Here is a 14,343-nt window from a genome sequence, read left to right on the forward strand (position 1 = left end):
GTGAAAGGGCGCAGGTCACAGCCGCGTGCGCCCCTCCCGGGCCGCTCACTCCGGCCGGACCGCCCGCACGATGAGCCGTTCCGCCTCCTGGTCGTACGGCCGCCCGTCGAAGCCCCCGAAGACCTCCACCCGGTCGAAGCCCGCCTGCCGGACGAGGTCGGCCAGCTCCACGGCGCTGTAGACGAACCACACGAGGCTGGTCCGCGTCACGGTGTCCCCGCGCACGAGCACCCAGTCGCTGCGCAGCCGCGCCCAGTCGTCGAGCACGGTGTCGGTCTGTACGAGGAGGTCCTCGCCGCGCTGGACGACCTTGGGCGGGGTCACCCGGCGGGCCAGGAGTTCCTTCCCGGCGACGTCCAGGAGGAGCGTGCCGCCCGGCGCCAGGCTGTCGTACATGGTGCGCAGGGCACGGGAGTTGTCGGCGGGGTCCTCGAAGTACCCGAAGGACGTGAACATGTTGAGGACCACGTCGTACGCGCCGGGCTCGGCGAAGCTCCGCATGTCGCCCTCGACGTACCGGACCGCGAGCCCCTGGTCGGCGGAGAGCTTGCGGGCCCGCTCCAGCATCGGGCCGCTGCGGTCCACCCCGGTGACGTGGTGGCCGCGCGCGGCGAGCGGTACGGAGAAGACGCCGGGGCCGCAGCACAGGTCGAGGACGCGGGTGCCGCCGGGGAAGTCGAAGAGGGGCGAGCCGTCGAGGATGTCCTCGGCCTGGGTGTGGCGCTGTTCGGAGAAGAGGAAGGTGTAGAACTCGGTCCAGAAGTCATCGTCCTGGAATCCGCCGGTTCGGGTCATGGGCGGTACGGGTTCCTTTCGGGTCGTCGTGCTCGTACGGGAGGTCCGGGGTTTCGGTCGCCGGTACGGACCGGCGGACGAGGAGCAGCAGCGGCGGCAGGAGCAGGCACTGGGCGGCGGCCCACAGCCAGAACTGGCCCGTGTCACCGGCCCGTTCACCGAAGCCGTAGAGCTGTCCGCCGAGTACGCCGCTGAGGCAGGCGCCGAGGCCGGCCGCGAGGCGCTGCTGCCCGAAGACCACGGCGTCGGAGCGGGGGCTGCGGCGCAGCGCCTCCAGGTCGTTCTTGAGGAAGAGCACGATGTCGCCGAGGGTGATCAGCGCGCCGCCCGCGAGGAGCGCCGTACGGGAGCCGATCGCGAGGACGGCCATCCCGGCGGCGAGCGTGACGAAGCCGCCCGCGAGCGCCACCGCGTACGGCATCCGCCGGATCGTGTCCGAGGCGAGCGGCTGGACCACGATCACCAGGGCGAAGCAGAGCAGCAGCACGAGGCTGTAGAACTCGCTGGACGCCCGCTCCACCGCGTACACCGCGAGGTAGTGCTGGAAGTGGAAGTACAGGTAGAAGGCCAGGGCGTTGGCGGCGAACGGCAGGACCGCCACCGAGCCGAGCAGGCCCTGTCCGGACGGCCCGCTGCCCGGCTGTTCGCCCGCAGGCCGGGGCAGCAGTCGGGTGTGCCCGGCGGTGACCAGGACGAACAGGGCCGTCACGGCGACGAAGAGCACACCGGGCGACGACAGGACGAAGGGGCCCGCGATCAACGGCCCCACCGCCATGCCCGCGTTGAGCGCCGCGTTGCCCGCGGACAGGAACGCGGGCCGGTCCTCGTCGGCCACACCGTGCACCAAGTACGCCTTGTTCGCGGGCAGATACAGGGCGGCACCGCAGCAGGTGAGGATCAGCGCGGCCACGGCGAGCGGCGGCCAGCGCAGCGCGAGCAGCAGGCCGAGGAAGCCCGCCGTACGGATCACCAGGGCGGTCACCATGGTCCGGCGCAGCCCGATCCGGTCGGCGAGCGCCCCGCCGAAGACGCCACCGGAGAACTGCACGAGCGACGCGGCCGCGAGAACGACACCGACCGTGCCGAGCCCCATGCCGAGCCGCTCGTGCAGGAACACCGACATGAACGGCAGCACCATGAAGCTGCCGAGCGGGATCAGGAACGAGCTGAGCAGCAGGAACCGCGCCGGGACGGGCAGCGAGGCCAGCGCGGCGCGCGGCGGTCCGGCCTCGGACCTCGCGGTCCGCTCAGCCACCGGTGGCCGCCGTGGGCGCGGTCCGCCCGTCCGGGAACGGCTCGGTGAGCACCCGGAGGGTGTTCGCGGCGGTCACCGCGTGGTGCGTGGCGAGTTCGGCGGTGGCGCCCTCCGCGTACACGATGCCCGCGTAGCCCCGGCTGTCGTCCAGGTGCTCCACGGGCGCCCCGACGGATTTCACCGGGTACCAGGCGGGCGAGCCGGGCAGGTCCGCGAGGCGGTCCAGGCCGCTGACGCCGGTGAACACGCCGGGCCGGTCCGGGTAGCCGAGGACGAACGCGACCCCGGGCCCGCCGGGCAGCTCGGCGTCCATGAGCGCGGGGCGGCGGCCGAGCGCGCACTCCAGCATCGCCTCGTACACGTTGACGCCGAGCGAGCGGCACATGCCCTCGGCGACGAGGGCGCCCCCGATCCGCGGATTGATCTCCACGACCTCCGGCCCGGCCCCCGTCAGCGCGAACTCGACGTGCGCGAAGCGGTCCGTGTAGCCGACGGCCGTGAGGACCGAGTCGAGCCACCGTTCGAGATGCTGGTGCCGCTCCTTCGGGAACGCCACCGGGAAGGCGGTGATCTCCTCGCGGAACCGTGGCTCGCGCGACATCAACCGGCTGGACACGCCGAGGAGTCTGGTCCTTCCCGCCCAGGTGAGGGTCTCGGCGCTGTAGACCGGCCCGGGGAAGTACGGCTCGGCGAAGAGGCGGCCCTTGAGCGTCCGCCCGGCGGCGGTGCGGAGCACGTCCGTGAGCTCGTCCCCGTCCCGCACCAGCCAGACGTTCTGGCTGCCCGTACCCGCCGTGTCCTTGACGATCGCGGGCAGCCCGGTCTCCTTGAGTACGGTCTCCGCGAACGCGGCGGTGCCGCCGAGTGCGCCCGAGTCCACGGCACGGGCCCGCGTCAGACCCGCCCCGTACAGGCGGTCGCGTACGGCGGCCTTGTCGCGGCTCAGCCGCAGCACCGCCGGGTCCAGGCCCGGCAGCCCGAAGCGCGCGGTCAGTTCGGCACCGACGAGCATCCAGGTGTCGGTCGAACTGATCAGCCCGCTCAACTCCCTTACGGCGCCGATCTGTTCCGCGACCTGCTCGGTGTCGAAGGTGTCCACCTCGACGACGTCGAGCGCGTCGGCGGGCAGCCGCTCCAGCTCGTACGTGTAGTAGGCGGGGTCGCCGGTCAGCAGGCGGAGCCGCTCCCCGAGGGAGTCGGCCGCGCGGACCAGATGGCCGAGCCCGAAGGTCAGCGATTCCAGGCAGACCACGGTCACGCGCTCTGCTCCTTCCAGTGGGGCGGGCAGGGGGTGCGGTTCCAGGCCATCGTCGACCAGGGCATGGCCATCTCCTCGGGCCCGTCCACCTCGACGGGCTTGAGCGCGGCCGGGTCGAGGGCCTCGGCGTGCCGGGCGTACACGCGGTCGACGTAGCGGTGCCCGGTGTCCGCGCCGATCACCAGGTGAAGCCGGTCGGGGCGGCGGCGGGACTCGTGCCCGGCGGCGAGATACGCCGCGCCGGTGGACAGGCCCGCGAACACGGCGTGGTCCCTCAGGAGCGCGACCGTGCCGGACATGGCATGCGTGAAGTCCAGCCAGTGCAGGGCGTCGTAGAGGTGGTGGCGGACGTTGTCGAAGGGGATGGACGAGCCGATCCCGGCGATGATCGCCTCCGGGTCGTGGTGGTCCTGGCTGCCGAACGTGACGCTGCCGAAGGGCTGCACGCCGACCAGGCCCACGGACGGGTCGCGGCGCCGCAGATGCTCCACGAGCCCGCCCGTCGAAGCTCCGGAGCCGACGCCGCCGACCACCGTGAGCGGCCGGTCCGGCACCGCCTGTGCGACCAGGTCCGCGACCTCCCGGTACCCCAAGTAGTGGACGGCGTCGTGGTATTGGCGCATCCAGTGCGCGTCCGGCCGCTCGGCGAGGAGCTCGCGCACACGGCGTACGCGCAGTTCCTGGTCGAGCTTGAGGTTCCGGGACGGCTCGACCTGCTCCACCGTCGCGCCGAGCACCTCCAGCTGGGCGCGCGTCGTGGCGTCCACCGTGGTCGACGCCACGATGTGGCAGCGCAGGCCGTGCCGGTGGCAGGCCAGCGCGAGGGCGTAGGCGTAGATGCCGCTGGAGCTGTCGACGAGGGTCTGGCCGGGGCGTACGACCCCTTCGTCGAGCAGGTGGCGGACGGCGCCGAGGGCGGAGTAGATCTTCATGGACTCGAAGCGGAGCAGCACCATGCCGTCGGTGAGCCGGACCAGGTCGGGGGTCTTCAGGGCGTCGGCGATATGCGGGTGGATCACCCATGGCCTCCTCGGGCGAAAGAGCACTGGTGGCCGAGCGAGTGGAAGAACGCGGACAGTTCACCCTTCAGTTCGGGGGCGGGGCGGCGGGTGAAGAGATAGCCGACGAGGGAGCCGGTGTGGGCGACGAACACCCCGTCGGCGCCGAACTCCTCGCGGTGGGCGAGGACTTCGGCGAAGGTCCGCTTGGGCAGCACCTCCTGGGAGAGCACGGCACTGGTCGTGGCGGCCCGCGCCACCGCCCCCGCGTCCCCCACCGAGAAGCCCTTGAGAAGGTCGGTCAGGCACCGCTCGTACTCCTGCGCCCGCCGCCGGTAGTGGGGGAGCAGCAGCGGCGTCACGGCGGCTGTGTCCACGGTGTCGGCCTCCGTGACGTACGCGGTGTGGAAGCCGACGTCGGTGCCGAGGCGGCGCAGCACGCGGTGCCTGCCGCTGAGGTGCAGCGCGAACTCGTCGAGGAACACGCTGTCCGCGCGCTCGATCGCGGAGAGAATGCCGAGGACCGCGTCCGGGTCGTACGGCAGCGCGAAGACCCGGAACAGGCAGCGCAGCGTGGCCACGACATCGGCGGTGGAGCTGGCCATGCCCACGCCGACCGGCAGTTCGGAGTGGGTGCTCCAGCCTCCCGGTGGCAGCCGGAGCCCGTAGCGGTCGAGGAAGAGCCGCGTGGCCATCCGGGACTTCCGTCCGGGCAGGGCTCCTCGGGGCGGGTCGCCCCCGAGGGTGTAGTGCACGTAGGAGTGCCGGTCGACGGGGAACGAGACGAGCGCGATGTCCGGGTCGGGCCCTAGGGCCCGACTCCCCGATCCTTGCGGGCCCGCGACTCCCCCAGCCTCCGGCCGGGAGGTGCCCCCAGGCACGGCACCTCGCCGCATGACCGAATCACCCAAGTACGTCCAGTACGAGGGCGATCCGGGCGCGCGCCGATGCACCCTCCCCCAAGCTCTCGGCTCCTCCCCCAGCCTTCGGCCGGGAGGTGCCCCCAGAGCAGGGAGGTACCCCCTCGACGCCGCGGGCTGATCCGCAAGGATCGGGGAGTCGGGCCCTAGGCGCAGCGGCCCTTGGTAGAGCTCACCCAGAGTGCCGTGGCAGACGCCGGAGTACGTGCGCGGCGACGGCCGTACGACGGCAGCGGCGCGCGGTCCCGGCGCAGGCCCGACGTTCCTCTTCACACAGCACACCCTGTCCTCGAGGTCACCGTGAACAGCGCGTACGGCAGCCGTACGCGCACAGTGGGCAGGTCTTCGGACTCGTGGGCGCAGCCGCCGTGACAAGGCGGGCTGTCTCCCACTCACCGTTGCGGGACAGTCCCGGACTCGCACCGGGTTCCCTCTTACGACGCGGCACCCCACGGTGGCGCGAACCGACTGCGCGGTCAGCGTAGGTCGGCTCGGGCCGGTGGGACCAGAGGGGCTTCGGGGGATGGCTGGTTATGGCCGACGACGTTCCGGGAGCGGTGCGGCGGGGGGGGGGCGGGGGGCCCCCCCCCCCCCCCCCCCCCCCCCCCCCCCCCCGTCCGCACCCGCCCGTCCGCACCCGCCCGTCCGCGTCCGCCCCGGTACGGCCCGGCCCCTCTTACCTCGCCCCCTTCCAGGCCCCCAGCACATCCTCCGTGGCCGTCACCGTCGCCACGAGCGAGAGCGTGTTGCGGATCATCACCGGCGTGTAGTCGGCCGGCACCCCCGCGATCGCGTCGGCGGGGACGACCGCCGTGTAGCCGAGGTTGACCGCGTCGAACACGGCGTTGGGGATGGCGACGTTGGCCGAGACGCCCGTGACGATCAGCGTGCGGCAGCCGAGATTCCGCAGGAGCGGGTCGACGTCGGTGCCCGCGATCGGCGAGAGCCCGTGCAGCCGCCGTACGACGAGATCCTCCTCGGCGACCTCGATCGGCGGCGCCACCCGGACCGCCCGCGTACCGGACAACTGCAGCACCGGCAGGCGCTCCGCCGCGCGGAAGAGCCGGGCGTTGCGCCCCGCGCCCCGGCCGTCCGGCCGCCGCTCCGCCACCGCGTGCAGCACCTGGACGGAGGCGGCGTGCGCGGCCGCCACCAGGCGTGCGACGTTGTCGAGTGCGCCCGACTCCCGTGCCTCGCAGGCCAGTTCGGGCAGCGCGCTGTCCTCGCCGACGACGCCCTGCTGGCATTCCACGGTGAGCAGCGCGGTGGTGGCGGGATCAAGGAGTTCGGCGAGCTGTGCGCTGGACGGCATGGTTCCCCCTGTCGCGGAGCGGCCTCGGTTGGTGCCGGAGGCTAGCCCCCATTGCGTACCGGTGGAAGACAGTTCATGATTTCCTGACGCTTAGTCAGTTGTGTTGCAGCGGCTGGCTTCCGCCGACACGGAGGACGGACCCATGGCCGGTACGCAGCGCAGGGGCCGCAAGATCATGATGACGCCGGACGAGCGCGACGCGTTCCTCACCGAGCAGCGCACGTGCCGGGTCGCGACGGTCTCGGCGGACGGCGCCCCGCACGCCAGCACGCTCTGGTTCGTCTGGGACGGATCGGCGCTGTGGCTGTACTCCATCACCCGCAGCAAGCGCTGGGCCGACCTGCGCCGCGACCCGCGCATCGCAGTGGTGGTCGACGCGGGCGAGGAGTACGGGGAGCTGCGCGGCGTGGAACTCTCCGGCAGCGTCGAATTCGTGGGCGAGGCCCCGCGCACGGGTGAGCCGTGCCCCGAACTGGCCGTTCCGGAGAAGCTGTTCGCCCGGAAGCTCTTCGGGACAGACGCGATGCCGCACGACGGCCGGCACGCCTGGGCCAGGCTCGTCCCGGACTCGATCGTGTCCTGGGACTTCCGCAAGCTGACCGTGCTGAGGTGACGCACGGCACTCAGGGTGACCCCTGGCCCACCCGCTGCCCCGCCGCCTTGAGTGCCATGACCGCCGCGCGGATCGACGGTCTTCGGTCGGCGTCCGCCCGCCACACCGCGTACACATGACGGCGCACGCCCTGGCGCACCGGCACCACGCTCACGCCCTCCGGCAACAGGCCGCGCCCCAGGCGCGGGGTGATGCAGACACCCAACCCGGAGGCGACGAAGGCGAGTTGGGTGTGATGCTCCTCGGCGAAGTGGCGCACGCGCGGCTCGATGTCCTTGGCGCGCAGGGTGTAGCGCAGCCAGTCCGCGCAGTAGGCGCCCTCGGGCCAGGAGATCCAGTCCTCGTCGGCGAGCTCTTCGAGGGCGATCTCCGCGCGCGTGGCGAGCGGGTGCCGCGCGGGGAGCACGACGTCCGCCGGGTCGTCGAGGAGCGGCGCCTTCGCCAGGCCGTCGGGCACGGGCAGCGGTTTGTTGTACCAGTCGAGCACCACCGCCAGGTCCAGGTCTCCGCGGACCACCGCGGCGGCGCCCTCCTCCGGCTCCAACTCCCTTGACCACACCCGGAGTCCGGGGTGCTCCTCGCGCAGCGCCACCAGGGCCGACGGGAACAGTCCGCGCGCGGCCGTGGGGAAGGCGGACATCCGCAGCTCGCCGACGGCCCGGCCGCGCTGCGCCTCCAGGTCCGACTGGGCCAGCTCGACCTGCGACAGGATCCGGCCCGCGTGGTCCGCGAGCAGCCGCCCGGCGTCCGTGAGGCGGATGCCGCGGCCGTTCTTGGCGAGCAGTTGCTGACCCACCTCGCGCTCCAGCTTGGTCATCTGCTGCGACACCGCCGAGGTCGTCACATGGAGCCCGGCGGCGGCCTTGCTCACCGAGCCGTGCCTGGCCAGGGCGTCGAGGGTGCGCAGGCGCTCCAGATTCAACATGTAAGCAATGCTACGCAATGACGAGCAAAAAATCTCGCTTGTTCTACGAAATTGCTTCCGCCATCGTGAGAGGCATGGCTTCCGTCAGCACGCCCCGCGCCACCTCCCGCGCACCGCTCACCACTCCCCCGTCGACCTCCGTGCAGGCCTCCGCGCCGACCTCCGTGCAGGCCTCCGCGCCGGCCGGCACGCCGACCGAGGGGCGCGCCGCCCGCCCCGCCCTGGACTGGCGCATCCGTTTCGCCGCCCTCTCCCTGGTGTGGGGTTTCAGCTTCCTGCTCATCAAGGTGGGTACGCAGGGCTTCGCTCCGTTCCAAGTCACCTTCGGGCGGCTGCTGTTCGGGACGACGGTGCTGGGGGTGGCGCTCGCCGTCAAGCGGGAGCGGCTGCCGCGCGGGCCGCGAACGTGGGGCCATCTCGCGGTGGCGGCGCTCCTGCTCAACGCCGTGCCGTTCTCGCTGTTCGCGTACGCGGAGCTGACGATCCCGTCGACGCTCGCGGGGATCTGCAACGCCACGTCGCCGCTGTGGGGCATGGTCCTCTCGCTCGTCGCGCTCTCCGAGGACCGGCCGACGCGGCGCCGGGTGGCGGGGCTCGGCCTGGGCTTTCTCGGGGTCCTCACCGTGCTGGGCGCCTGGCAGGGCTTCAGCGGACTGGACGCGCGAGGGACGGCGCTGGCGCTCCTCGCCTCCCTGAGCTACCCGATCGGCTGGATCTACGTCCGCCGCACGCTCGCCGGGAACCCGCACTCGAACCTGTCCCTCACGGGCGGCCAGCTGCTCCTCGCCACGGCCCAACTGGCCGTCGTCACCCCGCTGTTCACATCTCTGCCGACGAGCCTGCCCGTCGTCCCGCTGCTCGCGGTGGCCGCGCTCGGCGCCCTGGGGACGGGGCTCGCCGTGCTGCTGCAGTTCGGGCTCGTCTCCGAGGTGGGCCCGACGACGGCCCAGATGGTCACGTACTTCATCCCGGTCATCGCCACGGCCGCGGGCGTCGCGCTGCTCGGCGAGCCGCTGACCTGGTCGACACCGGTGGGCGCGCTGATCGTCATCGCGGGCGCGGCACTGACCCAGTCGCGCGCCAGACGGTAGCCCGGGCGGCCCGGGGGCCGGGGGGCCAGGAGGCTGGGGGCCAGGGGGCCGGAGGCCAGGAGGCCGGGCTCTCAGGCGTACCGGCGCGCCCTCACCCGTACCGCCGCACCTGCCCCCTGCCCACGGCCGCCGCCACCGCGTCGGCCACCGTCTCGATCTCGTCGAGAGCCAGGGGCGAGACCGTGATCCGTACGCCCGGCCCCGCGTTCATACGGAAACGGGCCCCCGGGGCGACCGCCCAGCCCGCGTGCAGGAGGTGGGCCACGGCGCCCGTCTCGTCGGCGACGGGTACCCAGACGTTCATGCCCGTACGGCCGTGCGCCTCGATGCCCCGTTCGGCCAGTGCCGCGATGAGTGCCTCGCGGCGGCGCCCGTACGAATCAGCCACTACGCGCGCGTGCACCGCCTTTTCCGACCACAGCCGCACCACCGCGTACTGCAGCACCCGACTGATCCAGCCCGGCCCGAGGCGCTGCCTGCCGCGCACGCGGTCGAGGGTGACGGCGTCCCCGGTGAGGACGGCGAGGCGCAGGTCGGGGCCGTACGCCTTGGCCGTGGAACGCACCACGGCCCAGCGGTCGGTGACTCCGGCGAGCGGATGCAGAGGTACGTCCACGATGTGGTGGCCGTGGTCGTCCTCGATGAGGACGACCTGCGGGTGCTCGGCGAGCACGGAACGCAGCGCACGCGCGCGTGCCGCACTGACCGCCGCGCCGGTGGGGTTCTGCGCCCGGTCGGTGACGACGAGGGCGCGGGCGCCGCCGCGCAGGGCCCGGTCGACCTCGTCGGGCAGAGGACCCTCGTCGTCCAGGCCGACGGGGACCGGGCGCAGGCCGAGGGCGGGCACGAGATCGAGGAGGCTGCCCCAGCCCGGGTCCTCGACGGCGACCGCGTCGCCCGGCTTGAGGTGGGCGGCGAGGACCCGCTCGATGGCGTCCAGGGAGCCCGACGTGACGGCGACCGGACCGTCCGGCACCCCGTCGGCGTCGAAGAGCGCGCGGGCCGCCCGCGCCAGCTCCGGGTCCACCGCCTGGTCCCCGTACAGCACGGGCCGCTCGTCGGCGCGCTCCCCCGCCGCGGCGAACACCCCGGCGAGGGAGGGAAGCAGCGCGGTGTCGGGGTTGCCGGTGGACACGTCGCGCACGCCCTCCGGCACCTCGACGCCGATCGCGTCCCGCGCGGAGCTGGCCGGACGCGACCGGACGCGGCTGCCCCGACGCCCGGCCGTCTCGATGACCCCGCGCTCGCGCAGCGTGCGGTAGGCGGCCGCGACCGTATTGGGATTGACGCGGAGTTCGCCCGCCAACTCCCGCATAGGGGGTAGCAGTTGACCGGGTTCGAGCAGGCCGTCGGCGATGCCGCGCTCGACACTGGCCGCGATCTCGGCTGCGCGGCGCCCTGTGATCCGATACTCTCCTAGCACAAAACACATTATGCACTAGTGCAATGGAGATCGCAATGTCCGTGCAGCACGCTCCGGCCGCGTACACCCCGACCGACCGCACCGTGCCCACCCGCGCCCGCGAGCGCGCCGCGTACGACCGGGAGACGGTGCACTCGATACTCGACGCCGGTTACCTGTGCCATCTGGGCTTCGTGCGCGACGGGGCACCCGTCGTCCTGCCCACCCTCTACGGGCGCGTGGGCGAGCGCCTCTATGTGCACGGTTCCAGCGGGTCGCGCCCGCTGCGTGAGGCCGGGCGGCAGGACCCCGGCCTCGCGGTGTGCCTGACGGTCACGCATGTCGACGGCCTGGTGCTTGCCCGCTCCGCCTTCAACTACCGCTCCGTGGTGGTGCACGGCATCGCCCACCAGGTGACGGACCCGGAGGAGAAGCGCAGCGCCCTGGACGCGCTCGTCGACCACGTCGTTCCGGGGCGCGCCGCCGACTCGCGCCCCGCCAACGCGAAGGAGCTGGCCGCCACCGCAGTGCTCAGCCTGGACCTGAACGAGGTCTCGGCGAAGGCACGCACGGGCGGCCCCAACGACGACCCCGAGGACCAGGACCTGCCGTACTGGAGCGGCGTCCTGCCCGTCGCCCGGGCCTACGGGGCCCCGGTCCCCGCTCAGGACCTGACGCCGGGCATGACCGTGCCGGAGTACCTGACGTCCCTCTGAGGGGCTGGTTCCACGGCAGAGGGCTCGGCCGCCGCGTACAGAGGCTGGTTCCACGGCAGAGGGCTCGGCCGCCTCGCACCCGGCCGAGCCCTCATCCCTGGGTCGCGCCTAGACGGACGTCCGCGACGCCGCCGACTCGCTCTCGCTCTCGCTCTCATCAGCGCCCGACAACTCGCCGCCCCCGCCCGGCATTCCACCGGCCACCGGCTCGGTCACCGACTTCGCGGGCGTGCTGCTCTGCGCGATGAAGGCACCGACCAGGACCATCGTGCCGCCGATGACCTGGGGCGCGGCCAGGTGCTCGCCGAGCAGGATCCACGCGAAGACGGTCGCGATGACCGCCTCCAGGCAGGAGACGACACCCGCGACCTGCGGCGAGAGCCGCCGTACGGCCATCACCCCGGATCCGTACGCGAGCACGGTGGCGATCAGCACGATCCAGCCGAGCAGCAGCAGACCGGGTACGGACGTGCCGTCCATGTCGGCGCGACCGCTCAGGACCGACCAGTCCATGGTCCAGGGGCGCGCCACCACGGTGAGGACGACGGCGCCGATGAGCAGCCCGTACGCGATGACGCCGAGGGGGTTCGGGGCCTCCTCGCCGGCGTCGCTGCCGTGGTCGCCGAGGATGAAGTAGCCGGCCTGGCAGACGGCGGCGCCGAGGCCGAGGAGCACGCCGAGCACGTCGAAGCGCATCCCGGCCCACACCTCGACGACGCAGGCCAGACCGCCGACCGCGAGCACGACACCGATCGCGGCGGCGCGGGTGACGGGACGGCGCTGCACGAACCGGATCCAGCCGAGCACGAGCGCGGGCCCGAGGTACTCGATCAGCAGCGCGACGCCCACCGGGATCCGCGAGATCGCCACGAAGTAGCAGGTCTGCACGCCCGCGACGGCGAGCAGCCCGAAGCCCGCGAGCAGCGCGGGGCGTTGCGTCAGGAGCGACCGGTGCCGCCAGGCGAGCGGCAGCATGATCAGGGCGGCGCCGGCGATCCGCAGCCACACGACGTGCAGCGGATCGAGACCGGCCTCGATCAGCGGTTTGGCCGCGACACCGGAACCGCCGAACGCGAACGCCGAGACGAGCGCAAGACCGAGCCCGGCACCGCGACCGGCACCGCGACCGGCCCCCGTCACCTGGCCGCCCCGGCCGCCCGGACCTGCCGCGTTCCCCTGGATCTCCTGAGACGTAGACACCGGCACATCATGGCAGTCGGGTAATGAGCGTCACCACCGTTACGCCTGACATCTCAGTGCGCGAGATCGGCGAAGACGGGGCCGGTCGCGGTGCCGGGCAACGGAGGCCGGAGGAAGGGGCTGTCGGGGTTCAGTCGGGGATCCGGCCGGGGTTCAGTCGGTCGCCGCTGCCGCGATCAGCGCCTTCGGGTCGACCCCCGCGCGCCCCAGCACCTCGACGGCCCGGCACTCCGCGTTCCGGGCGAGGGCGACAAGCAGGTCGACGCCGCCGACCTGCCGGGCTCCGCGCCCGTCGGCCCGTACGAGCGCCGCCTCCATGGCGCCGGCGGCGGCCGGGGACCAGCCCGCCTGATCCCGTACGAGGGGAACCGCGCCGGAGTCCTCGACCGTGCCCTGCCACTGCAGGCCGTACCCGATGCTGCGCTGCACGAGATAGCCGAGGAGGCGGGCGACCTGGCCGCTGCTGAAGAGGACCCGCACCCCCGGGTCGGACTCGAGCAGCGAGTGCAGCAGATGCGCGGTGTCGATGTGCCGGTCCCCGTCCCGGAGCGCACGCCTGCGCGCGCCGGCGACGACCGACGTCAGCTCGGCGCTGAGGCGAGCGTCGGCGGCGGTACTGATCGGGCCGGACTCGGCGGCCGGGGTCGGGCTATGCACATCCCCCACCCCATCAGTGCCGATCGGCCGTAGCATCCCCGCCGGGGAGCATTTGTGCGTCCGACACAGGTTGGGCATGCATGTGCGGGTTCTCCTCCTTACGGATGAGATCTGCCCGTTGCACCCGAAGGGGCGCGCCGCCTTGCTTCGCTCCCCCTGCGCAACCATGTCCCACCCGTACACGTCCCACAGGAGAGCCCCACTCTTCCCACACCTCCGGGACCACTCACGCACCACGGCGAAGGAAGCCCCCATGCCCTCCGGCCCGCACTGCACGGCCCGCAGTGCGCCGAGGCCTGCCGAGGGGACAACAGAGGAGTACGGCTGCTGGCTAGTGGCCCTGGTGGCCGTCGACGGCAGGAGCTACGTCTACCGCGTGTACGCGCCGCCGGACGCGCTGCTCGGCGACCTGTTCTGGGAGGCCTGGCACTGCCACGACGAGGGGCCGCACCCGCGCGCGTACGACGTGTTCGACACGGCGGCGATACGGCACATCGGCAACCTGCGTCAGCGGCAGGACTGAGGTTCACACGTGGAGGCACGCGCGCGTGGGGGCGAGCGCCTGGGGGTGAGCTCGTGGGGCGAGCGCGATTCTGACGGTCCGTCAGTCTTGTAACTTCCGGACCCCGCCGCTACGTTCCGCGACACACCGGCTGCGCCCGCCGCAGCGCCCGACGAGAGAGGTGGTCGCACATGGCCGAAGTCACCGCCGAAGCACGTATCGAGGCGCCCGCCGAGAAGGTCTGGGCGAAGCTCGCGGACTTCTCCGTCTACGGCGAGTGGAGCACGACCCACACCGGCTTCCCGAAGGGGGCGCCGACCTCGCTGGAACCGGGCGGGACGTTCGAGGAGAACATGAAGCTGATGGGCTTCCCCGCCGAAGTCACGTGGACGGTCGACGAGTTGGAGCCCGGCCGCACGCTGGCCATCAGCGGCAAGGGACCGATGGGCGTGAACGTCGGCACGCGCTACTCGCTGACGCCGGACGGCGACGGTACGAAGGTGCGTATCGACGGCGAATTCACGGGCGCCGCGGTCACGTTGATGGCCGGGAAGCTCAAAGACTCGGCGACGGCCGCGCTGAACGAGTCGCTGCGCAAGCTGACGGCACTGGTGGTCTGAGCCCTTGGCCGCAGGCGACATGACGCGGGGCGGGGGGGGGGCCCCCCCGGGGGGGGGGGCCCCCCCCGCCCCCCGCCCC

Annotated in this window: 15 protein-coding genes and 1 riboswitch; of the genes, 5 read left to right on the forward strand and 10 right to left on the reverse strand. The window is 72.8% G+C overall.

Annotation, left to right across the window (positions count from 1 at the left end):
- Positions 1 to 45: 45 nt before the first annotated feature.
- From QIT00_RS30660 to QIT00_RS30685, 6 genes are all read right to left on the reverse strand, one after another.
- A complete protein-coding gene (locus QIT00_RS30660) occupies positions 46 to 795 on the reverse strand; it encodes a class I SAM-dependent methyltransferase (protein ID WP_282538704.1) in 750 nt (249 codons plus the stop codon).
- Complete coding sequence (locus QIT00_RS30665; RefSeq protein ID WP_282538705.1) at positions 764 to 2,050, reverse strand: MDR family MFS transporter; 1,287 nt, start codon at positions 2,048 to 2,050, stop codon at positions 764 to 766. Before QIT00_RS30665 ends, QIT00_RS30660 begins: the two co-directional genes overlap by 32 nt.
- Positions 2,043 to 3,308: an ATP-grasp domain-containing protein gene (locus QIT00_RS30670; protein WP_282538706.1), complete on the reverse strand. Its 1,266-nt coding sequence runs from the start codon at positions 3,306 to 3,308 to the stop codon at positions 2,043 to 2,045. The genes QIT00_RS30665 and QIT00_RS30670 overlap by 8 nt, the downstream gene beginning before the upstream one ends.
- Entirely contained in the window at positions 3,305 to 4,327 is a 1,023-nt protein-coding gene (locus QIT00_RS30675) for a cysteine synthase family protein (RefSeq protein ID WP_282538707.1), read from the reverse strand. Before QIT00_RS30675 ends, QIT00_RS30670 begins: the two co-directional genes overlap by 4 nt.
- Complete coding sequence (locus QIT00_RS30680; protein ID WP_282538708.1) at positions 4,324 to 5,187, reverse strand: GHMP family kinase ATP-binding protein; 864 nt, start codon at positions 5,185 to 5,187, stop codon at positions 4,324 to 4,326. Before QIT00_RS30680 ends, QIT00_RS30675 begins: the two co-directional genes overlap by 4 nt.
- A gap of 358 nt (positions 5,188 to 5,545) precedes the next feature.
- A riboswitch (cobalamin riboswitch) is annotated at positions 5,546 to 5,710 on the reverse strand.
- Between the two features lie 192 nt (positions 5,711 to 5,902).
- Positions 5,903 to 6,538: an isochorismatase family protein gene (locus QIT00_RS30685; RefSeq protein ID WP_282538709.1), complete on the reverse strand. Its 636-nt coding sequence runs from the start codon at positions 6,536 to 6,538 to the stop codon at positions 5,903 to 5,905.
- A 142-nt stretch (positions 6,539 to 6,680) separates the two neighbouring features.
- Here QIT00_RS30685 and QIT00_RS30690 point away from each other — a divergent pair, with 142 nt between their 5' ends.
- A complete protein-coding gene (locus tag QIT00_RS30690) occupies positions 6,681 to 7,151 on the forward strand; it encodes a pyridoxamine 5'-phosphate oxidase family protein (protein ID WP_282538710.1) in 471 nt (156 codons plus the stop codon).
- Between the two features lie 10 nt (positions 7,152 to 7,161).
- On the opposite strand, the gene QIT00_RS30695 is transcribed toward QIT00_RS30690, so the two are convergent.
- On the reverse strand, positions 7,162 to 8,076 hold the full coding sequence (locus tag QIT00_RS30695; protein WP_282538711.1) for a LysR family transcriptional regulator: 915 nt from the start codon (positions 8,074 to 8,076) through the stop codon (positions 7,162 to 7,164).
- A 38-nt stretch (positions 8,077 to 8,114) separates the two neighbouring features.
- Here QIT00_RS30695 and QIT00_RS30700 point away from each other — a divergent pair, with 38 nt between their 5' ends.
- Entirely contained in the window at positions 8,115 to 9,167 is a 1,053-nt protein-coding gene (locus tag QIT00_RS30700) for a DMT family transporter (RefSeq protein ID WP_282538712.1), read from the forward strand.
- A 91-nt stretch (positions 9,168 to 9,258) separates the two neighbouring features.
- Here QIT00_RS30700 and QIT00_RS30705 read toward each other — a convergent pair whose 3' ends face one another.
- Positions 9,259 to 10,590, reverse strand: coding sequence for an aminotransferase class I/II-fold pyridoxal phosphate-dependent enzyme (locus QIT00_RS30705; RefSeq protein ID WP_282538713.1), 1,332 nt, complete (start codon positions 10,588 to 10,590; stop codon positions 9,259 to 9,261).
- Between the two features lie 35 nt (positions 10,591 to 10,625).
- Here QIT00_RS30705 and QIT00_RS30710 point away from each other — a divergent pair, with 35 nt between their 5' ends.
- Positions 10,626 to 11,285 carry a pyridoxamine 5'-phosphate oxidase family protein gene (locus tag QIT00_RS30710; RefSeq protein ID WP_282538714.1) on the forward strand — a complete coding sequence of 220 codons (660 nt, stop codon included), beginning with the start codon at positions 10,626 to 10,628 and terminating at the stop codon, positions 11,283 to 11,285.
- Positions 11,286 to 11,393: 108 nt separating this feature from the next.
- Here QIT00_RS30710 and QIT00_RS30715 read toward each other — a convergent pair whose 3' ends face one another.
- Positions 11,394 to 12,425 (reverse strand): EamA family transporter, encoded by a 1,032-nt coding sequence (locus tag QIT00_RS30715; RefSeq protein ID WP_282538718.1) that lies wholly within the window; start codon positions 12,423 to 12,425, stop codon positions 11,394 to 11,396.
- A gap of 213 nt (positions 12,426 to 12,638) precedes the next feature.
- Entirely contained in the window at positions 12,639 to 13,178 is a 540-nt protein-coding gene (locus tag QIT00_RS30720) for a Clp protease N-terminal domain-containing protein (protein WP_408909890.1), read from the reverse strand.
- A 298-nt stretch (positions 13,179 to 13,476) separates the two neighbouring features.
- Between QIT00_RS30720 and QIT00_RS30725 the strand changes: the two genes are divergently transcribed.
- Both QIT00_RS30725 and QIT00_RS30730 read left to right on the forward strand, forming a co-directional pair.
- Positions 13,477 to 13,665 (forward strand): hypothetical protein, encoded by a 189-nt coding sequence (locus QIT00_RS30725; RefSeq protein ID WP_282538719.1) that lies wholly within the window; start codon positions 13,477 to 13,479, stop codon positions 13,663 to 13,665.
- Positions 13,666 to 13,835: 170 nt separating this feature from the next.
- Positions 13,836 to 14,264, forward strand: coding sequence for a type II toxin-antitoxin system Rv0910 family toxin (locus QIT00_RS30730; protein WP_282538716.1), 429 nt, complete (start codon positions 13,836 to 13,838; stop codon positions 14,262 to 14,264).
- The last annotated feature ends 79 nt before the right edge of the window (positions 14,265 to 14,343 follow it).

Origin of the sequence: Streptomyces luteolus (genome assembly GCF_029968015.1) — a bacterium.
Lineage (GTDB): Bacteria > Actinomycetota > Actinomycetes > Streptomycetales > Streptomycetaceae > Streptomyces > Streptomyces luteolus.

Bases quoted from the DNA above. Each gene is read 5' to 3' on its own strand.
- QIT00_RS30710 (WP_282538714.1), top strand. From the start codon at position 10,626: ATGTCCGTGCAGCACGCTCCGGCCGCGTACACCCCGACCGACCGCACC.
- QIT00_RS30720 (WP_408909890.1), bottom strand. From the start codon at position 13,178: ATGCTACGGCCGATCGGCACTGATGGGGTGGGGGATGTGCATAGCCCG.
- QIT00_RS30690 (WP_282538710.1), top strand. From the start codon at position 6,681: ATGGCCGGTACGCAGCGCAGGGGCCGCAAGATCATGATGACGCCGGAC.
- QIT00_RS30730 (WP_282538716.1), top strand. From the start codon at position 13,836: ATGGCCGAAGTCACCGCCGAAGCACGTATCGAGGCGCCCGCCGAGAAG.
- QIT00_RS30685 (WP_282538709.1), bottom strand. From the start codon at position 6,538: ATGCCGTCCAGCGCACAGCTCGCCGAACTCCTTGATCCCGCCACCACC.
- QIT00_RS30660 (WP_282538704.1), bottom strand. From the start codon at position 795: ATGACCCGAACCGGCGGATTCCAGGACGATGACTTCTGGACCGAGTTC.
- QIT00_RS30695 (WP_282538711.1), bottom strand. From the start codon at position 8,076: ATGTTGAATCTGGAGCGCCTGCGCACCCTCGACGCCCTGGCCAGGCAC.